At 70.5% G+C, this 13,928-nt stretch carries 16 protein-coding genes; 10 read left to right on the forward strand and 6 right to left on the reverse strand.

Annotation, left to right across the window (positions count from 1 at the left end):
* The first annotated feature begins 46 nt into the window (after window positions 1–46).
* The 6 genes from ACGFY5_RS19620 to ACGFY5_RS19645 all read left to right on the forward strand — a co-directional run bounded on the left by ACGFY5_RS19620 (window position 47) and on the right by ACGFY5_RS19645 (window position 5,801).
* On the forward strand, window positions 47–1,156 hold the full coding sequence (locus ACGFY5_RS19620) for an AAA family ATPase (RefSeq protein ID WP_392721612.1): 1,110 nt from the start codon (window positions 47–49) through the stop codon (window positions 1,154–1,156).
* Between the two features lie 5 nt (window positions 1,157–1,161).
* Window positions 1,162–2,211 carry a DUF58 domain-containing protein gene (locus ACGFY5_RS19625; RefSeq protein ID WP_392722553.1) on the forward strand — a complete coding sequence of 350 codons (1,050 nt, stop codon included), beginning with the start codon at window positions 1,162–1,164 and terminating at the stop codon, window positions 2,209–2,211.
* Window positions 2,208–3,158: a VWA domain-containing protein gene (locus tag ACGFY5_RS19630; RefSeq protein ID WP_392721614.1), complete on the forward strand. Its 951-nt coding sequence runs from the start codon at window positions 2,208–2,210 to the stop codon at window positions 3,156–3,158. The genes ACGFY5_RS19625 and ACGFY5_RS19630 overlap by 4 nt, the downstream gene beginning before the upstream one ends.
* 63 nt (window positions 3,159–3,221) lie before the next feature.
* Entirely contained in the window at window positions 3,222–3,926 is a 705-nt protein-coding gene (locus ACGFY5_RS19635) for a beta-ketoacyl-ACP reductase (RefSeq protein WP_392721615.1), read from the forward strand.
* Between the two features lie 17 nt (window positions 3,927–3,943).
* Window positions 3,944–4,723 carry an enoyl-ACP reductase FabI gene (fabI, locus tag ACGFY5_RS19640; protein WP_392721617.1) on the forward strand — a complete coding sequence of 260 codons (780 nt, stop codon included), beginning with the start codon at window positions 3,944–3,946 and terminating at the stop codon, window positions 4,721–4,723.
* A gap of 43 nt (window positions 4,724–4,766) precedes the next feature.
* Complete coding sequence (locus ACGFY5_RS19645) at window positions 4,767–5,801, forward strand: ferrochelatase (RefSeq protein WP_392721619.1); 1,035 nt, start codon at window positions 4,767–4,769, stop codon at window positions 5,799–5,801.
* Between the two features lie 30 nt (window positions 5,802–5,831).
* On the opposite strand, the gene ACGFY5_RS19650 is transcribed toward ACGFY5_RS19645, so the two are convergent.
* A complete protein-coding gene (locus ACGFY5_RS19650) occupies window positions 5,832–6,626 on the reverse strand; it encodes a hypothetical protein (protein WP_392721620.1) in 795 nt (264 codons plus the stop codon).
* Between the two features lie 105 nt (window positions 6,627–6,731).
* Here ACGFY5_RS19650 and ACGFY5_RS19655 point away from each other — a divergent pair, with 105 nt between their 5' ends.
* The 4 genes from ACGFY5_RS19655 (at window position 6,732) to ACGFY5_RS19670 (ending at window position 9,552) form a co-directional block, all read left to right on the forward strand.
* Entirely contained in the window at window positions 6,732–6,878 is a 147-nt protein-coding gene (locus ACGFY5_RS19655; RefSeq protein WP_157018194.1) for a GPGG-motif small membrane protein, read from the forward strand.
* A 221-nt stretch (window positions 6,879–7,099) separates the two neighbouring features.
* Window positions 7,100–7,921: a DUF3097 domain-containing protein gene (locus ACGFY5_RS19660; RefSeq protein ID WP_392721622.1), complete on the forward strand. Its 822-nt coding sequence runs from the start codon at window positions 7,100–7,102 to the stop codon at window positions 7,919–7,921.
* A gap of 63 nt (window positions 7,922–7,984) precedes the next feature.
* Window positions 7,985–8,419: an NfeD family protein gene (locus ACGFY5_RS19665; RefSeq protein ID WP_392721623.1), complete on the forward strand. Its 435-nt coding sequence runs from the start codon at window positions 7,985–7,987 to the stop codon at window positions 8,417–8,419.
* Window positions 8,419–9,552, forward strand: coding sequence for an SPFH domain-containing protein (locus ACGFY5_RS19670; protein ID WP_392721625.1), 1,134 nt, complete (start codon window positions 8,419–8,421; stop codon window positions 9,550–9,552). Before ACGFY5_RS19665 ends, ACGFY5_RS19670 begins: the two co-directional genes overlap by 1 nt.
* A 47-nt stretch (window positions 9,553–9,599) precedes the next feature.
* Here ACGFY5_RS19670 and ACGFY5_RS19675 read toward each other — a convergent pair whose 3' ends face one another.
* From ACGFY5_RS19675 to ACGFY5_RS19695, 5 genes are read right to left on the reverse strand one after another with little or no spacing between them, the layout of a single operon-like run.
* Window positions 9,600–10,835, reverse strand: a complete 1,236-nt coding sequence (locus tag ACGFY5_RS19675) for an MFS transporter (protein ID WP_392721627.1) — start codon at window positions 10,833–10,835, stop codon at window positions 9,600–9,602.
* Window positions 10,832–11,410 carry a helix-turn-helix domain-containing protein gene (locus ACGFY5_RS19680; RefSeq protein WP_392721629.1) on the reverse strand — a complete coding sequence of 193 codons (579 nt, stop codon included), beginning with the start codon at window positions 11,408–11,410 and terminating at the stop codon, window positions 10,832–10,834. Before ACGFY5_RS19680 ends, ACGFY5_RS19675 begins: the two co-directional genes overlap by 4 nt.
* Before the next feature lie 45 nt (window positions 11,411–11,455).
* Window positions 11,456–12,112, reverse strand: a complete 657-nt coding sequence (locus ACGFY5_RS19685; RefSeq protein WP_392721631.1) for a response regulator — start codon at window positions 12,110–12,112, stop codon at window positions 11,456–11,458.
* Entirely contained in the window at window positions 12,109–13,254 is a 1,146-nt protein-coding gene (locus ACGFY5_RS19690; RefSeq protein ID WP_392721632.1) for a sensor histidine kinase, read from the reverse strand. The genes ACGFY5_RS19685 and ACGFY5_RS19690 overlap by 4 nt, the downstream gene beginning before the upstream one ends.
* A gap of 14 nt (window positions 13,255–13,268) precedes the next feature.
* Window positions 13,269–13,904: a maleylpyruvate isomerase N-terminal domain-containing protein gene (locus ACGFY5_RS19695; RefSeq protein ID WP_392721635.1), complete on the reverse strand. Its 636-nt coding sequence runs from the start codon at window positions 13,902–13,904 to the stop codon at window positions 13,269–13,271.
* Window positions 13,905–13,928: the final 24 nt, after the last annotated feature.

Raw genomic sequence — 13,928 nt, forward strand, 5'->3', positions numbered from 1 at the left:
TAGTAGCCGACATACCCGGCGGACGAGAACCTGGCGGAGGCGATCGGTGTCCGAGCAGCACACACCGGCGGAAGACGCGACCCAGCTCGAGCGAACCCTGTTCGAGGTCAAACGGGTCATCGTCGGTCAGGACCGGATGGTCGAGCGGATGCTGGTCTGTCTGCTCGCCCGCGGCCACTGCCTGCTGGAGGGCGTGCCCGGCGTGGCGAAGACGCTCGCGGTCGAGACGCTCGCCCGGGTGGTGGGCGGCACGTTCGCGCGCATCCAGTTCACGCCCGACCTGGTGCCGGCGGACATCCTCGGCACCCGGATCTACAAGCCGAGCAGCGAGGCGTTCGACGTCGAGCTCGGCCCGGTGTTCGCGAACTTCCTGCTGGCCGACGAGATCAACCGCGCGCCGGCGAAGGCGCAGTCGGCGTTGCTCGAGGTGATGGCCGAGCGGCAGGTCTCGATCGGTGGGCAGACCTACAAGCTGCCGAACCCGTTCCTGACGCTGGCCACGCAGAACCCGATCGAGCAGGAGGGTGTCTACCCGCTCCCCGAGGCGCAGCGTGACCGGTTCCTCATGAAGGTCGTCGTGGGGTACCCCACCGACATGGAGGAGCGCGAGATCGTCTACCGGATGGGCGTGAACCCGCCCTCCGCGGAGACGGTGCTGAGCCCCGAGGAACTGCTCCGGCTGCAGACGACGGCCGACAACGTGTTCGTGCACAACGCGCTGGTCGATTACGCGGTGCGGCTGGTGCTCGCCACGCGGACGCCGGCCGAGCACGGCCTGCCCGACGTGGCGCAGTGGATCTCGTACGGGGCGTCGCCGCGGGCGTCGCTCGGTCTGGTGGCCGCGACCCGGGCGCTCGCACTGATGCGGGGGCGGGACTACGCGCTGCCCCAGGACGTCGTCGACCTGGCGCCGGACATCCTGCGGCACCGGCTCGTGCTTTCCTACGACGCGATCGCGGACGGGGTTCCGCCGGAGCACATCGTCCAGCGGGTGCTGGAGACCGTGCCGCTGCCGACGGTGTCGCCGCGGCAGCAGGCCGACCCGCGGCCGCTGTCGGCTGCGCCCGGGTCGCCGTCGGTGCCGGTGGCGTCGTTCGCCGCTCAGCCGGCCTCATGGCCGACCGCCTCCGGCAACGCGGGGGAGCGGCCGGCGTGATTCGGCTGGCGGGGCGCCGCCGGGCGCCCGGTTCCGACGCCGGCGGTCCCGGGGCTCCGGGCTCCGGGGCGTCGCGTTCCGGCGCCGGCGACGGGGCGTCGGCTGATCTTGCTGCGGAGACCGCGGCGGCGGAGGCGGTGCTCAAGCGTCTGCAGTTGACGATCACCCGCAAACTGGACGGGCTGCTGCTCGGGGACTACCTCGGGCTGCTGCCGGGACCGGGCAGCGAGGCGGGGGAGAGTCGCGAATACCGCGCGGGCGACGACGTCCGCCGGATGGACTGGGCGGTCACCGCACGCACGACCGTGCCGCACGTCCGGCAGACGATCTCCGACCGCGAGCTGGAGACCTGGCTCTGCGTCGACCTCTCGGCGAGCCTCGACTTCGGCACGGCACGCTGCGAGAAGCGCGACCTGGCCATCGCGGCGGCTGCCGCGATCGGGCACCTGACCGTGCGCGGGGGCAACCGCGTGGGTGCGGTGGTGACGAACGGCGAGTCGCTCAAGCGGCTGGCGGCCCGGCCCGGACGGATGAACGCGCACGGCATGCTCCGCCGCGTCGCGCTGACGCCCCGGGCACCCGCCGGCGGCACCGCCGACCACGCGAACTACCTCGCCGAGGCGGTCGACGCGCTCAACCGGCCACCGCGCCGACGCGGGCAGGCCGTCGTGATCTCGGACTTCCTGACCGACGACATCGTGCAGTCGGACTCACCGGGCGAACCCGCGTGGGAGCGGCCGCTGAAGAAGCTGGCCGTCCGGCACGACGTGCTCGCGATCGAGATCGTCGACCCCCGGGAACTGTCCCTGCCCGCCGTCGGCGTCCTGACCGTCGTCGACCCGGAGACGGGGGACGTGCACGAGGTCTCGACCGACGCGAAGGTTCGGAAGGCGTACGCGGACGCGGCGACGACGCAGCGCGAAGCGATCGCGGGGGCGCTGCGCCGAGCGGGCGCGGCCCACCTCCGGCTGGCCACCGATTCCGACTGGCTGCTCGACATCGTCCGGTTCGTGGCCGCGCAACGGCGCGGGCGAAGCAGGGGGACCACCCGATGATCCGATTCCTCAGCCCCTGGTGGCTGCTCCTGCTGCTGGCGGTGGCGCTGCTGGCGGCCGCCTACGTCTGGGTGCAGCTGCACCGCCGGACGTACGCGGTGCGCTTCACCAACGTCGCCCTGCTGAAGTCGGTGGCGCCGAAGGCACCGGGCTGGCGACGCCACCTGGGTGCCACGGCGTTCCTGCTGTGCCTGTTGATCCTGGCGCTCGGCATGGCCAAGCCGTCGACGGACGTCAAGCAGCCGCTGGAGCGCGCGACGATCGTGCTCGCGCTGGACGTCTCGCTCTCGATGCAGGCCACCGACGTCGATCCGGACCGCATCACCGCGGCCAAGGCGGCGGCGAAGCAGTTCGTCGAGGAGCTGCCGGAGAGCTACAACCTCTCGCTGGTCTCGTTCGCGAAGAGCGCCACGGTCGTGGTGTCGCCGACGAAGGACCATTCACAGATCAAGTCCGCGATCGACGGGCTGGAGCTGCAGGAGTCCACAGCGATCGGCGAGGCGATCTACGCGTCGCTGCAGGCCGTCCAGTCGGTGCCGGCGGACGGCGCCAGCGGTGCACCGCCGGCGCGGATCGTCCTGCTCTCCGACGGTTACACCACGTACGGACGGCCGAACGAGGAGGCCGCGAAGGCCGCGCAGACGGCGAAGGTGCCCGTGTCGACGATCGCGTTCGGCACCCAGGAGGGCATCGTCGACCTGAACGGCACGCGGACGCCGGTGCCGGTGGACCGCGACGCGTTGCAGGCGATCGCGCAGCAGACCGACGGGCGTTTCTACTCCGCGGTGACGGCTCAGCAGCTCAAGGACGTCTACCGAGACCTGGGCAGTTCGATCGGTTACCGCACGACGCCTCGCGAGATCACGCAGTGGTTCGTCGGAGCGGCGCTGATCTTCGGGTTCGCCGGTGCGGTGATGAGCCTGCTGTGGACGTCCCGCCTGCCCTGAGCTGCGGTCGCGGGGTGCGCACCGGTAGCCTCGGGCGCGGTTCGGCGTCTATGGGAGGTTCGGGTGTCACGCAGCGTTCTGGTCACGGGTGGTAACCGGGGGATCGGATTGGCGATCGCCCAGGCGTTCGCGGCGCAGGGCGACAAGGTGGCGATCACGCACCGGGGGTCGGGGGCGCCGTCCGGGCTGTTGGGCGTCCAGTGTGACATCACGTCCGGCGAGCAGGTGGACGCCGCTTTCGCGGCCGTCGAGGAAGCCCACGGGCCGGTGGAGGTGCTGGTCGCCAACGCCGGCATCACCGACGACACGCTGCTGCTGCGGATGTCGGAGGACCAGTTCACGCGGGTTCTCGACACGAACCTGACCGGTGCCTACCGGGTCGCCAAGCGCGCGTCGTCGAAGATGCTGCGCAAGAAGTTCGGGCGGATCATCTTCATCTCGTCGGTGGTCGGGCTGACCGGTTCGGCGGGTCAGGTCAACTACGCGGCGTCCAAGGCCGGTCTGGTCGGCATGGCCCGGTCGATCGCCCGTGAGCTGGGCTCGCGCAACATCACCGCGAACGTCGTCGCGCCCGGTTTCGTCGAGACCGACATGACCGCGGAGCTGCCGGAGGCGCGGCAGAAGGAGATCCTCGCGCAGGTGCCGCTGGCGCGGTACGCGCAGCCTTCCGAGGTCGCCGGGGCGGTCACGTGGCTGGCGTCGGATGCGGCCGCGTACGTCAGCGGCGCGGTGATTCCGGTTGATGGTGGTTTGGGTATGGGTCACTAACGTTGGGAGGGGGCCGGGTGTCCGGTCTTTTGGAAGGTAAGCGCGTCCTCGTCACCGGTGTGATCACCGATGCGTCGATCGCGTTCTCGGTGGCTCGTCTTGCGCAGGAGCAGGGCGCGACCGTCGTGCTGACCGGATTCGGGCGTATGTCGTTGGTCGAGCGGATCGCGAAGCGGCTGCCCTCGCCGGCGCCGGTGATTCCGCTGGACGTGACGTCCGCCGACGATCTGGCCGCACTGCCGGACCGCGTGCGCGAGCACGTCGACGGGCTGGACGCGGTGCTGCACTCGATCGGGTTCGCGCCGGCGTCGTGCCTGGGTGCGCCGTTCATGGACGCGCCGTGGGACGACGTTTCGACGGCGATCCACGCGTCGACGTTCTCGTACAAGTCGCTGATCGAGGCGGCGCTGCCGTTGATGCCGACGTCCGGTGGTTCGCTCGTCGGCCTCACGTTCGACGCTTCGCAGGCGTGGCCGGCGTACAACTGGATGGGCGTCGCGAAGGCGGGGCTGGAGTCGGCCAACCGGTACCTGGCGCGGGACCTCGGGTCGCGCAAGATTCGCGTGAACCTGGTGGCGGCCGGGCCGCTGCGGACGATCGCGGCGAAGAGCATCCCCGGGTTCTCGCAGCTGGAAGAGGCGTGGGGGCCGCGTGCTCCGCTGGGCTGGGACCTCAACGACCAGGAGGCCGCGGCACGTGCGTGCGTGGCGCTGATGTCGGACTGGTTCCCGGCGACGACCGGCGAGATCGTGCACGTGGACGGTGGGTTCCACGCCGTGGGGTTCGGCGCCCTGTAGTTCCCGGCGCGCCGTTCCCTCCACGCGGTGGGAGGATCGACGCGTGACCGATTCGTACGACGCGGTACTGCTGTTGTCCTTCGGAGGCCCGGAAGGGCCGGACGACGTTCTGCCGTTCCTGCAGAACGTCGTCCGCGGCCGGGGTGTCCCGGCCGCCCGGTTGGCGGAGGTCGCCGAGCACTACCAGCACTTCGGTGGGGTCTCGCCGATCAACGAGCAGAACCGCGAATTGCTCGCCGCCCTCGGCACGGAGTTCGCGGCCCACGACATCGACCTGCCGCTGTACTGGGGCAACCGCAACTGGCATCCGATGCTCGCCGACACGCTGCGTCAGATGCGCGCGGACGGCGTACAGCGGGCGCTGGCGTTCGCGACGTCGGCGTATTCGTCGTACTCGTCGTGTCGGCAGTATCGGGACGACATCGTTGCGGCGCGCGCCGAAATTGGGCCCGGGGCTCCCTACGTGGAGAAGCTGCGGCACTTCTACGACCACCCGGGGTTCGTCGAGCCCCACGTGGACGCTGTCAAGGCGGCGTTGGCGTCGCTTGGTGCCCGGTCCTCCACCCGGCTCGTTTTCACCGCGCACAGCGTCCCGGTTTCGATGGACGCTGCGGCGGGGCCGGACGGGGGGCTGTACTCCGCGCAGCTGCGGACGGTGGCCGGGTTGGTGTCGGCGGCGGCCGCGCCCGACGTGCCGTGGGACCTGGTGTGGCAGTCGCGCAGCGGGCCGCCGCAGGTGCCGTGGCTCGAGCCCGACGTCAACGACCACCTGCGTGCGCTGGCCGCTTCCGGTGTCACCGATGTCGTGGTGAGCCCGATCGGGTTCGTCAGCGATCACCTCGAGGTGATCTGGGATCTGGACAACGAGGCTTCCGAGACGGCTGCTTCGTTGGGGCTCGGGTTCGCCCGCGCTGCGACGCCAGGCACGGACCCGCGGTTCGTCGCGATGGTGCGGGAGCTCGTGAGCGAGCGTCTGTACGCGTCGTCGTCGGGGCGTCGGTTGGCCCCGTGGGAGGCGTCGGGGCCGTCCTGCGGCCCCGGGTGCTGCCCCGCGCCGGTGCGCCGCCCGGCGCGCTGAGGCCGCGGGCGCACCGGGAAGTCGTCGGGGTCAGAGGTCGAGTGGGGCGTTGATGGCGGCGGCGCGGGCTCGGCGGGCGGCGGTGGCCAGGGGGCGGAGAGCGGCGTCGCGGGCCTGGGTCTCGTAGGCGTTGACCGCGGCGCCCGACGTGTCGACGGACGCCAGCGCGAGCACGCCTGCGATCGTCGTCGCGCGGGCGCTCAGCCGCCGGGCGCGTGGCCCGTACCCGACGGGGAGTTCCGGGCCGTGCGAGTCGTCGCCGCGGAGCGCCGCAAGCCCCTTCATGAAGCTCGGGGGGAGCCGGGCGACGTCGAGGTGGCGGAGTGCGCCGATGGTTTCGGTGAGTGCCATCGTCAGGTCGTGGTCGGCCTCGGCGACCGTGAGCGGCTCGGCGGGGACGGGTGCGGCCGGGAGCGGGTACGCCAGCCAGCGGGTGCCGGCCCAGCGATCGGCCGGGTCGAGGTGGGCGTTGTGGTGCTCTTCGGGCACGAAGCCCGTCGTCCCGAGGATGACGCCCTCGCCGGCGACGAGTGCGGCAGAGCTGAACGGGCCGGGGCCCGGAAGGCCGCGCGGGTCACCGGCTGCGGGGAGCACGACCCGTACGTCGTCCGGTGAGACTTTGGCGAATGTGGACAAAGCAGACGATAGTGATACTTCGGTGTGGTCCGGGTGGCGCACCAGGTGGTCCTCGTCACCGGTCGTCTCGTCCAGGACCTCGTCGAACGAGACGAGCCCGGCGCGCCACGAACGCGCCCACGCCGCGAGCGTGGCGCTGCGCTGACCGGGTGGGGCAGGGATCTGCTGGTCGGAGCCGCGAGGAAGCACGTTTTGAGCCTATCTGGCGAGCTTTCAACAATGCCCCCGTTAGGCGGCTGGTAAGCGTGACGTGGGTCCGGTTTAGAGATCCGTTGCACCGGTAACCAAACCCGCATGATCGGCATCCTGCTCACCATCATCGCGGCGATCCTCGTGATCTACGGCATCTTCCGGATCGTCCGGGGCGACCTCCTCTGGGGCATCGTCCTGATCGTCGTCGGCCTGCTCGTTGGTCCCGGCGGTTACAGCATCTTCGGTTGAGCCGTGTCCTGCCGGCCGGTCATGACCGGCCCCAGGACACGGCGCCCCCTCGACCCCCTGCGGGGCCGATTCCCCACATCCCCTAACCCCCATGAACCCCCAACCCCCCGATCCCCGAGCGGCACCCAGCCGCCCGGGGATCTTTCACGTCCACACCGGACGTCGGGGCTCTCCGGCGCGCCTTCGGGATTTGAGTGGCTGGGTTCGCTACGGTGCCCCGCGTGCGCAGCAAGGACTACCGAGACGTTCTCGCGGGAGACTGGCGCAAACGCCGCACGATCCCGACGGTCGAAGCCGAACGCGACCTCGTCGTGGAAGAAGCCGGCTCCGGCTTCTGCGGCGCGGTGATCTCCTGCGCGAAGGACGTGGTCACCCTCGAGGACCGGTTCGGCAACCGGCGCCTGTTCCCCCTCGCGCCCGCCGCCTTCCTCATCGACGGTGAGCCCGTCACGCTCACCCGCCCGACGTCGAACGCGCCGGTCACCCCGCAGCGGACGGCGTCCGGCTCGATCGCCGTGACCGGCGCCAAGGCGCGCGTCGCGAAAGCCAGCCGCATCTACGTCGAAGGTGTGCACGATGCGGCCCTCGTCGAACGCGTCTGGGGCGAGGACCTCCGGATCGAGGGTGTCGTCGTCGAGCCCCTGCACGGCGTCGACGACCTCCCCGCGCTCATCCGCGAATTCGGCCCGCGCGAGAACCGCAAGCTCGGCGTGCTCGTCGACCACCTCGTCCCGGGTAGCAAGGAAAGCCGCATCGTCGCCGAGGTCAGCTCCCCGCACGTGCTGATCACCGGCCACCCGTTCGTCGACATCTGGCAGGCCGTGAAACCCGAGTCGGTCGGCATCAGGCAATGGCCGACCGTCCCCAAGGGCCAGGACTGGAAGCAGGGCGTCTGCGATGCGCTCGGCGTCGACGACCCCCAGGAGATGTGGCGCCGCATCCAACGCAGCGTGCACACCTACGCCGACCTCGAGACCGAACTGCTCGGCGCCGTCGAACGCCTCATCGACCACGTCACCGCAGACGTCTACGGCACTGACTGAGCGTATTTCCAAACCGTTACCCGCCATCGCGCCGGAAGCGCGTGATCGTGGAACACTTGTTCTGTGAGCGCGTGGGTGATCTGGCTGATCGTCGCTGTCGGGCTGCTCGTGGCCGAAATCTTCTCTCTCGACCTCGTGTTGGTCATGTTCGCCAGCGGTGCGCTGGCGGCTGCCGTCGCTGCGGGCGTCGGTAGTCCTCTTCTCGTACAGGCACTGGTCTTCGCGCTGATCTCGGTCGCGTCGCTGGTCGTCGTGCGCCCGCTCGCCAAGCGAAAATTCGAGGTCGCCCAGGACCCGGTCAAGCACGGGATCGAAGCGGTCAAAGGCGCCAACGCACTGGTGCTGGAAGCAGTCGACGAGCACCACGGGCTGGTGAAGATCGGCGGCGAGCAGTGGACCGCTCGCGCCTACGACCACACTCAGGTGATCGAGCCTGGCCAGACGGTCCAGGTCGTAGAAGTAAAGGGCGCTACCGCGCTCGTCTGGAGGGTGCCCTGATGGACAGCGCCGCGCTGCTCATAGTCTTCGCAGTAATCATTCTGGTGGTCCTGTTCGTCCTGGCCCGTGCGGTGCGGATCATTCCGCAGGCCCGTGCGGCCGTCGTCGAACGACTGGGCCGCTACAGCCGGACGCTGACGCCCGGCCTGACCGTCGTCGTCCCGTTCATCGACAAGGTGCGGCCGCTGATCGACCTGCGCGAGCAGGTCGTCTCGTTCCCGCCGCAGCCGGTGATCACCGAGGACAACCTCGTCGTGAGCATCGACACGGTCATCTACTTCCAGGTCACCGACCCGCGCGCCGCGACGTACGAGATCGCCAACTTCATTCAGGCGATCGAGCAGCTCACTGTCACCACGCTGCGGAATGTCATCGGTGGCCTGAACCTCGAGGAGACGCTCACCAGCCGTGACCAGATCAACGGTCAGCTGCGCGGCGTGCTCGACGAGGCCACCGGCAAGTGGGGCATCCGGGTCAACCGCGTCGAACTGAAGGCGATCGACCCGCCGCACTCGATCCAGGACTCGATGGAGAAGCAGATGCGCGCCGAGCGTGACCGGCGTGCCGCGATCCTCACCGCGGAGGGCGTCAAGCAGTCGCAGATCCTCACCGCCGAGGGGGAGAAGCAGTCCGCGATCCTCCGGGCGCAGGGCGACCGGGAGGCCCGGGTGCTGACCGCCGAGGGCCAGGCGCGAGCGATCGAGACGGTGTTCGCCGCGATCCACGCCGGCAACCCGGACGAGAAGCTGCTCTCCTACCAGTACCTGCAGATGCTGCCGCAGATCGCTCAGGGCAGCGCGAACAAGGTGTGGATCGTGCCGGCTGAGCTCGGTAAGGCCCTCGATGGCTTCGGCCGGGCCTTCAACCCGGGCGCGGCCGCGTCGGAGAACGGTTCGATCCCCTCGGCACCCTCGGCGCCGGTCCCGCCCGTACCCCCGGCTCCGCCGACGCCCGCGTCGGCTGCGCCGGATGCCTCGGCTGCGCCGCGCTCCTCGGCGGCTACGCCGGAACAGACCGCGGCGGCCGAGGCCGAAGCCGAGGCTGCTGCTCGGGAAGCAGCAAAAGCCGTTGCCGACGCCACGAGCAGCACACCCGGCGGTACGACCGGAGTCGTCGGGCTCGACCGCGCGTGATGAATGAACCGTTCTCCCCGCCATAGCGGGGAGAACGGTTCAGCCATTCACGGGGACGACGGTTCAACCACGGGCGCGGGAGCGTCCACGCGGCGGAGGCGTCGGACACTCGGGGTGAATGCCGCAACCACCGCCGCGGTGAAACTGAGCACCGCGGCGCCGACCAGCGTCGCGCTCATCCCGATTCCCCCGGCGATCGGCCCGGCCACCACCTCGCCGACCGGGATCGCCACGAACGATCCGAGCATGTCGTACGAGATCACCCTGGCCAGCTTGTCGGCCGGGACGTGCTGCTGGATCGTCGTCTCCCACGCGACGCTGAACTGCTCGACCCCGATGCCGGTGAGGAACCCCAGGGCGAGCAGTACCGGCAGGTGCGGGGCCACCCCGAGCCCCACCAGGAAGAACGACTCGAGCGCCATGAACAGCATCGCGGCGAGCAGCGGCCGCTGAAACCGCGTGCGGAGCGCGATCACGCCGCCGGCCACGAACCCGGCCGTCTGCGCCGCGAGCACCATGCCCCAGCCGCTGCGGCCGATCGTCTCGTCGGCGACCGCGGGGCCGAGCACCTGCATCGCGCCGATCGTCCCGTTGATCACCGTGAACGCCACGACGACCACCCACACCCAGGTGCGCGCGGTGAACTCGCCCCAGCCTTCGCGCAGGTCCGCGACGATGCTCCCGCCGGAGGTCGACGCCACGTGCGGTACCCGGATGCCGACGAACACGAGCCCCGCGAGCAGGAACGAGGCGGCGTCGACGGCGAGACCCCAGCCGGGGCCGACGAACGCCACCAGCGCGCCGCCGGCGGATGCGCCGAGCACGATCCCGGCGTTGGCGCCGATACGCATCACCGCGTTGGCCTGCTGCAGGATCTCGGCAGGCACGGTCTGCGGGGTGAGCGCTGCCGTCGCCGGACGGCTGAGTGCGGACAAGGCGCCGTTGAGGGCGGAGAGCACGACGAGCGCAGGTACGTGGGCGACGCCGGCGAGCACGAGCGTCGCGACGACCGCCTGGGTGACGCCGCTCAGCACGTTGGATCCCACGAGCACCAGCGGGCGGGGCAGCCGGTCGGCGAGCACGCCTCCCAGCAGCAGGAACGCAACGTCCGCCAGCGAGCGGGCACCGACGATCAGCCCGAGCATCGACACGGAGCCGGTGAGGTCGAGCACCGCGAACGCGAGCGCGATCGGAGCGATCGCACTGCCCACCGTGTTGATCGTGCGCCCAGCCAACAGACGTCGATACGCCGCGAACCGCAACGGCGCCACCGCCCCACTCACGACTCCCCCTCCGCAGGCGACTCGGCGATCATTCGGAAGAGGGCGACGGTTGCGTTGACTCGGATCGTGCCGGGGGAGCGGGGTGGTCGTGCGGCGCGGTGCAGGGCGTAGGACGCGTCCCGCATGGCCGTGACGACGGCCTCCCAGTCCTCGGGCGTCACCCAGAACTCGGCGTCGGTCTGCGCGCCGCGTCCCTCCGGTGACAGCAGGCCCGCGCGACGGCTGAGCTCCTCGGCGAGCACCAGGTAGGCGCCGCGCTGGGCGTCGACCTCGTCGGCAGTGCGAACGGCAGCCGAGCCGGAGTGCGGCTCGCGGGTGACGTCGTACCGGTAGCGCTTGCTGCCGCCACGACCGGGACCACCCTCGTGCTCCACCACGATCGACGGCAGCACCAGCAGCTTGCGCAGGTGGTAGCTGGCGTTCGCGTGCGTGACGTCGAGCTCGTTCGCCACCTCGGTCGCGGTCATCGCCGCACCGGTGAGCAACGACAGGATCCGCAGCCGCAGCGGATGAGCGGCGACCCGCAACACGGTGACCCGGTCCACATCGCTTGAACGAGCACGATCCAAAGACATGTTGGGAATTATGGCAGCCGAGTCAAACAGTTATTGGAAAAGACCTCAGACGCTGACGATCCCGTTCCGGTACGCGTACACCACGGCCTGCACCCGATCACGCAGATCGAGCTTCGTGAGGATCCGCGACACGTACGTCTTGACGGTCTCCTGACTCAGGAACAGCGCGGCCGCGATCTCGGCGTTCGACATCCCCTGAGCGATCAGCCCCAGCACCTCGGCTTCCCGCGGCGCGAGGACGTCCGGCCGCTGCCCGGCGGCGTCCACCGGGCGGAGCCGCTCTCCGAAGTGGCCGATCAGCCGACGGGTGACCGAGGGCGCGACCAGCGCCTCGCCGGCCGCGATCGTGCGCACCGCCCCGACCAGCTCGGCCGGCGGGGCGTCCTTGAGCAGGAACCCGCTCGCTCCGGCGCGGAGCGCCTCGTACACGTACTCGTCGAGGTTGAACGTCGTCACGACCAGCACCCGGGTCGGCTCGACGACGTCAGGCCCGGCCAGCTGCCGGGTGGCTTCGATGCCGTCGAGCACCGGCATCCGGATGTCCATGACGACGACGTCCGGGCGCAGCTCGCGCGCGGCCGCCACCGCCGCGGCCCCGTCGCCCACCTCGCCGACGACCTCGAAGTCGTCCTGCGCGTCGAAGATCGTGACGTAGCCGGTGCGGATCAGCGCCTGATCGTCGGCGACCAACACTCGAGTCATGCGGTCACCTCGGTGCGCGCCTCGGCGGGGAGTGAGGCCCACACGCGGAAGCCCGCGTCGGTCGGGCCGGCCTCGAACGAGCCGCCGAAGACGCTCACCCGCTCGCGCAACCCGGCCAGGCCGCGCCCGCTGGACGCCGCGCCGCCGGCCATCGTGGCCGTGCCCTCGGTGGTGACCTCCACCGTGACCGCGGACGAGGAGTGCTCGACCCGCACCGTGGTCGGGCACCCGTGCGCGTACTTCACCGCGTTCGTCAGCGCCTCCTGCACCACCCGGTGGAGCGCGAGTGCCACGTCGTCCCCGTCGGTGACGAACTCGATCGGCTGGCCCATCGCGCGTGTGCGTTCGATCAGATCCTCCAACTTGCCCGCTGTGGGTTCCCGCGTCGCGTCTTCGGTGGGGTCGATCACCTGCAGCAAGTGCCTCAGCTCCGTCAACGCCTGCCGCCCCGTGCTGCTTACCGTGGCCAGCCCGGAAGCGGCCTTCTGCGGCTTCGTCTCGATCAGGAACCCCGCCGCGTCGGCCTGCACGACCATCGCGGTGACGTGGTGGGTGACGACGTCGTGCAGCTCGCGGGCGATTACCGCCCGCTCGGCCGCGAGCGCCGCGGTCACGCTGGCTTTCCGGAGCGCCTCAGCGGTGTCACGCTGACGCCGCATCCAATCCCCGGCAGCGAAGGCCACGGCCAGGACGGCGTAGAACGTCACGTACTGGAGAGGCCGCTCGGGTGATCCTCGCTGGCTCAGCAGCACCGCGAACACCGCGTACGCGATCGTGAACGCGGCGGTCAGTGCGCGCCGGTGACGCAGTTGGTAAGCGCCCAAGCTGTAGAGGGCGATCGCCACCCCGAGGCTGGCAGCGGTGCGGGGATAGGTCAGATACTGGTGGATCCCGGTCGCGGTGAACGCCAGGGCGGCGCAGACGATCGGCGCGGCACGGCGGAGCACGAGCGGCACGCACTGGGCGATGACCAGCAGTGTCGCGAACGCGTCGGCCGGTCGGTGGGACGAGAACTCAGCCAGGTCCATGCCCAGGCCGGACGCCGTGGGGGTGTACGCGACGACCAGTAAGCCGACCGCGAGGACGGCATCCCGCGACACCACGCCCAGGCTGCGCCAGGGACGCAACACCCTCTCCCACATGCCCGGCACTCTAGTCATCCCAAAAGGGGATAACCGTTCGGGCCCGGGAGCCGTCCGGAACCCGCCAGCACGTACGTGACGTCGTCCCAGTCAGGCGGCCGGATCACGTCCCCGCGGAGGCCGTCCAGCGTTCGCACCACCATCGACACGTCCGGCTGCGCTCCCGGTAGTTCGACCAACACGTCGAGGTGGTGAATGGCGATTTCCACGACCCAGGTGGCCACGAAATCACCGATCGGCAGGACGTGCCCCTGGAACGCCACGCACCCGTCGTCGGTGTCCGCGACGAAACGGCGCAGCGCGTCGAGCGTCGGACGAAGGTGTTTCAGTAGTCCGGTCGGGCGGCCGTAGGCCGACGCGAGCAGGCGGGCGAAGCGGATCTGCCCGACGGCGGCGTCCGGATCGGGCTCGGGGTAGCCGGACCAGTACGTCAGGAAGTCCGTGTCCGCCGGGCCCGGCACCCGGTAGGCGAAACCGGTCATCATCTCGGTCAGGCCGAGGTGCAGGTGCGCGAGCACGTCCGCGACCACCCAGCCGTGGCACCGGCTCGCCGCGAGCAGCCGCTCGTCGGTGAGGGTGTCGAGGAAGCGGTCCAGGTTTGCGGCTGCGATCTCGAACGCGTCCTGGGCCTCGCGGAGCGCAACGGTCACGGCACACACGTTAGCCAGCACCGA

This window comes from Cryptosporangium sp. NPDC048952, from assembly GCF_043197895.1.
In the GTDB taxonomy this organism is placed as follows: domain Bacteria; phylum Actinomycetota; class Actinomycetes; order Mycobacteriales; family Cryptosporangiaceae; genus Cryptosporangium.

What these genes read in the sequence shown, in the direction of transcription:
- ACGFY5_RS19630 (WP_392721614.1), top strand. Translation starts at nt 2,208, where the DNA reads ATGATCCGATTCCTCAGCCCCTGGTGGCTGCTCCTGCTGCTGGCGGTG.
- ACGFY5_RS19655 (WP_157018194.1), top strand. Translation starts at nt 6,732, where the DNA reads ATGATCGGCATCCTGCTCACCATCATCGCGGCGATCCTCGTGATCTAC.
- ACGFY5_RS19670 (WP_392721625.1), top strand. Translation starts at nt 8,419, where the DNA reads ATGGACAGCGCCGCGCTGCTCATAGTCTTCGCAGTAATCATTCTGGTG.
- ACGFY5_RS19680 (WP_392721629.1), bottom strand. Translation starts at nt 11,410, where the DNA reads ATGTCTTTGGATCGTGCTCGTTCAAGCGATGTGGACCGGGTCACCGTG.
- ACGFY5_RS19685 (WP_392721631.1), bottom strand. Translation starts at nt 12,112, where the DNA reads ATGACTCGAGTGTTGGTCGCCGACGATCAGGCGCTGATCCGCACCGGC.
- ACGFY5_RS19690 (WP_392721632.1), bottom strand. Translation starts at nt 13,254, where the DNA reads ATGTGGGAGAGGGTGTTGCGTCCCTGGCGCAGCCTGGGCGTGGTGTCG.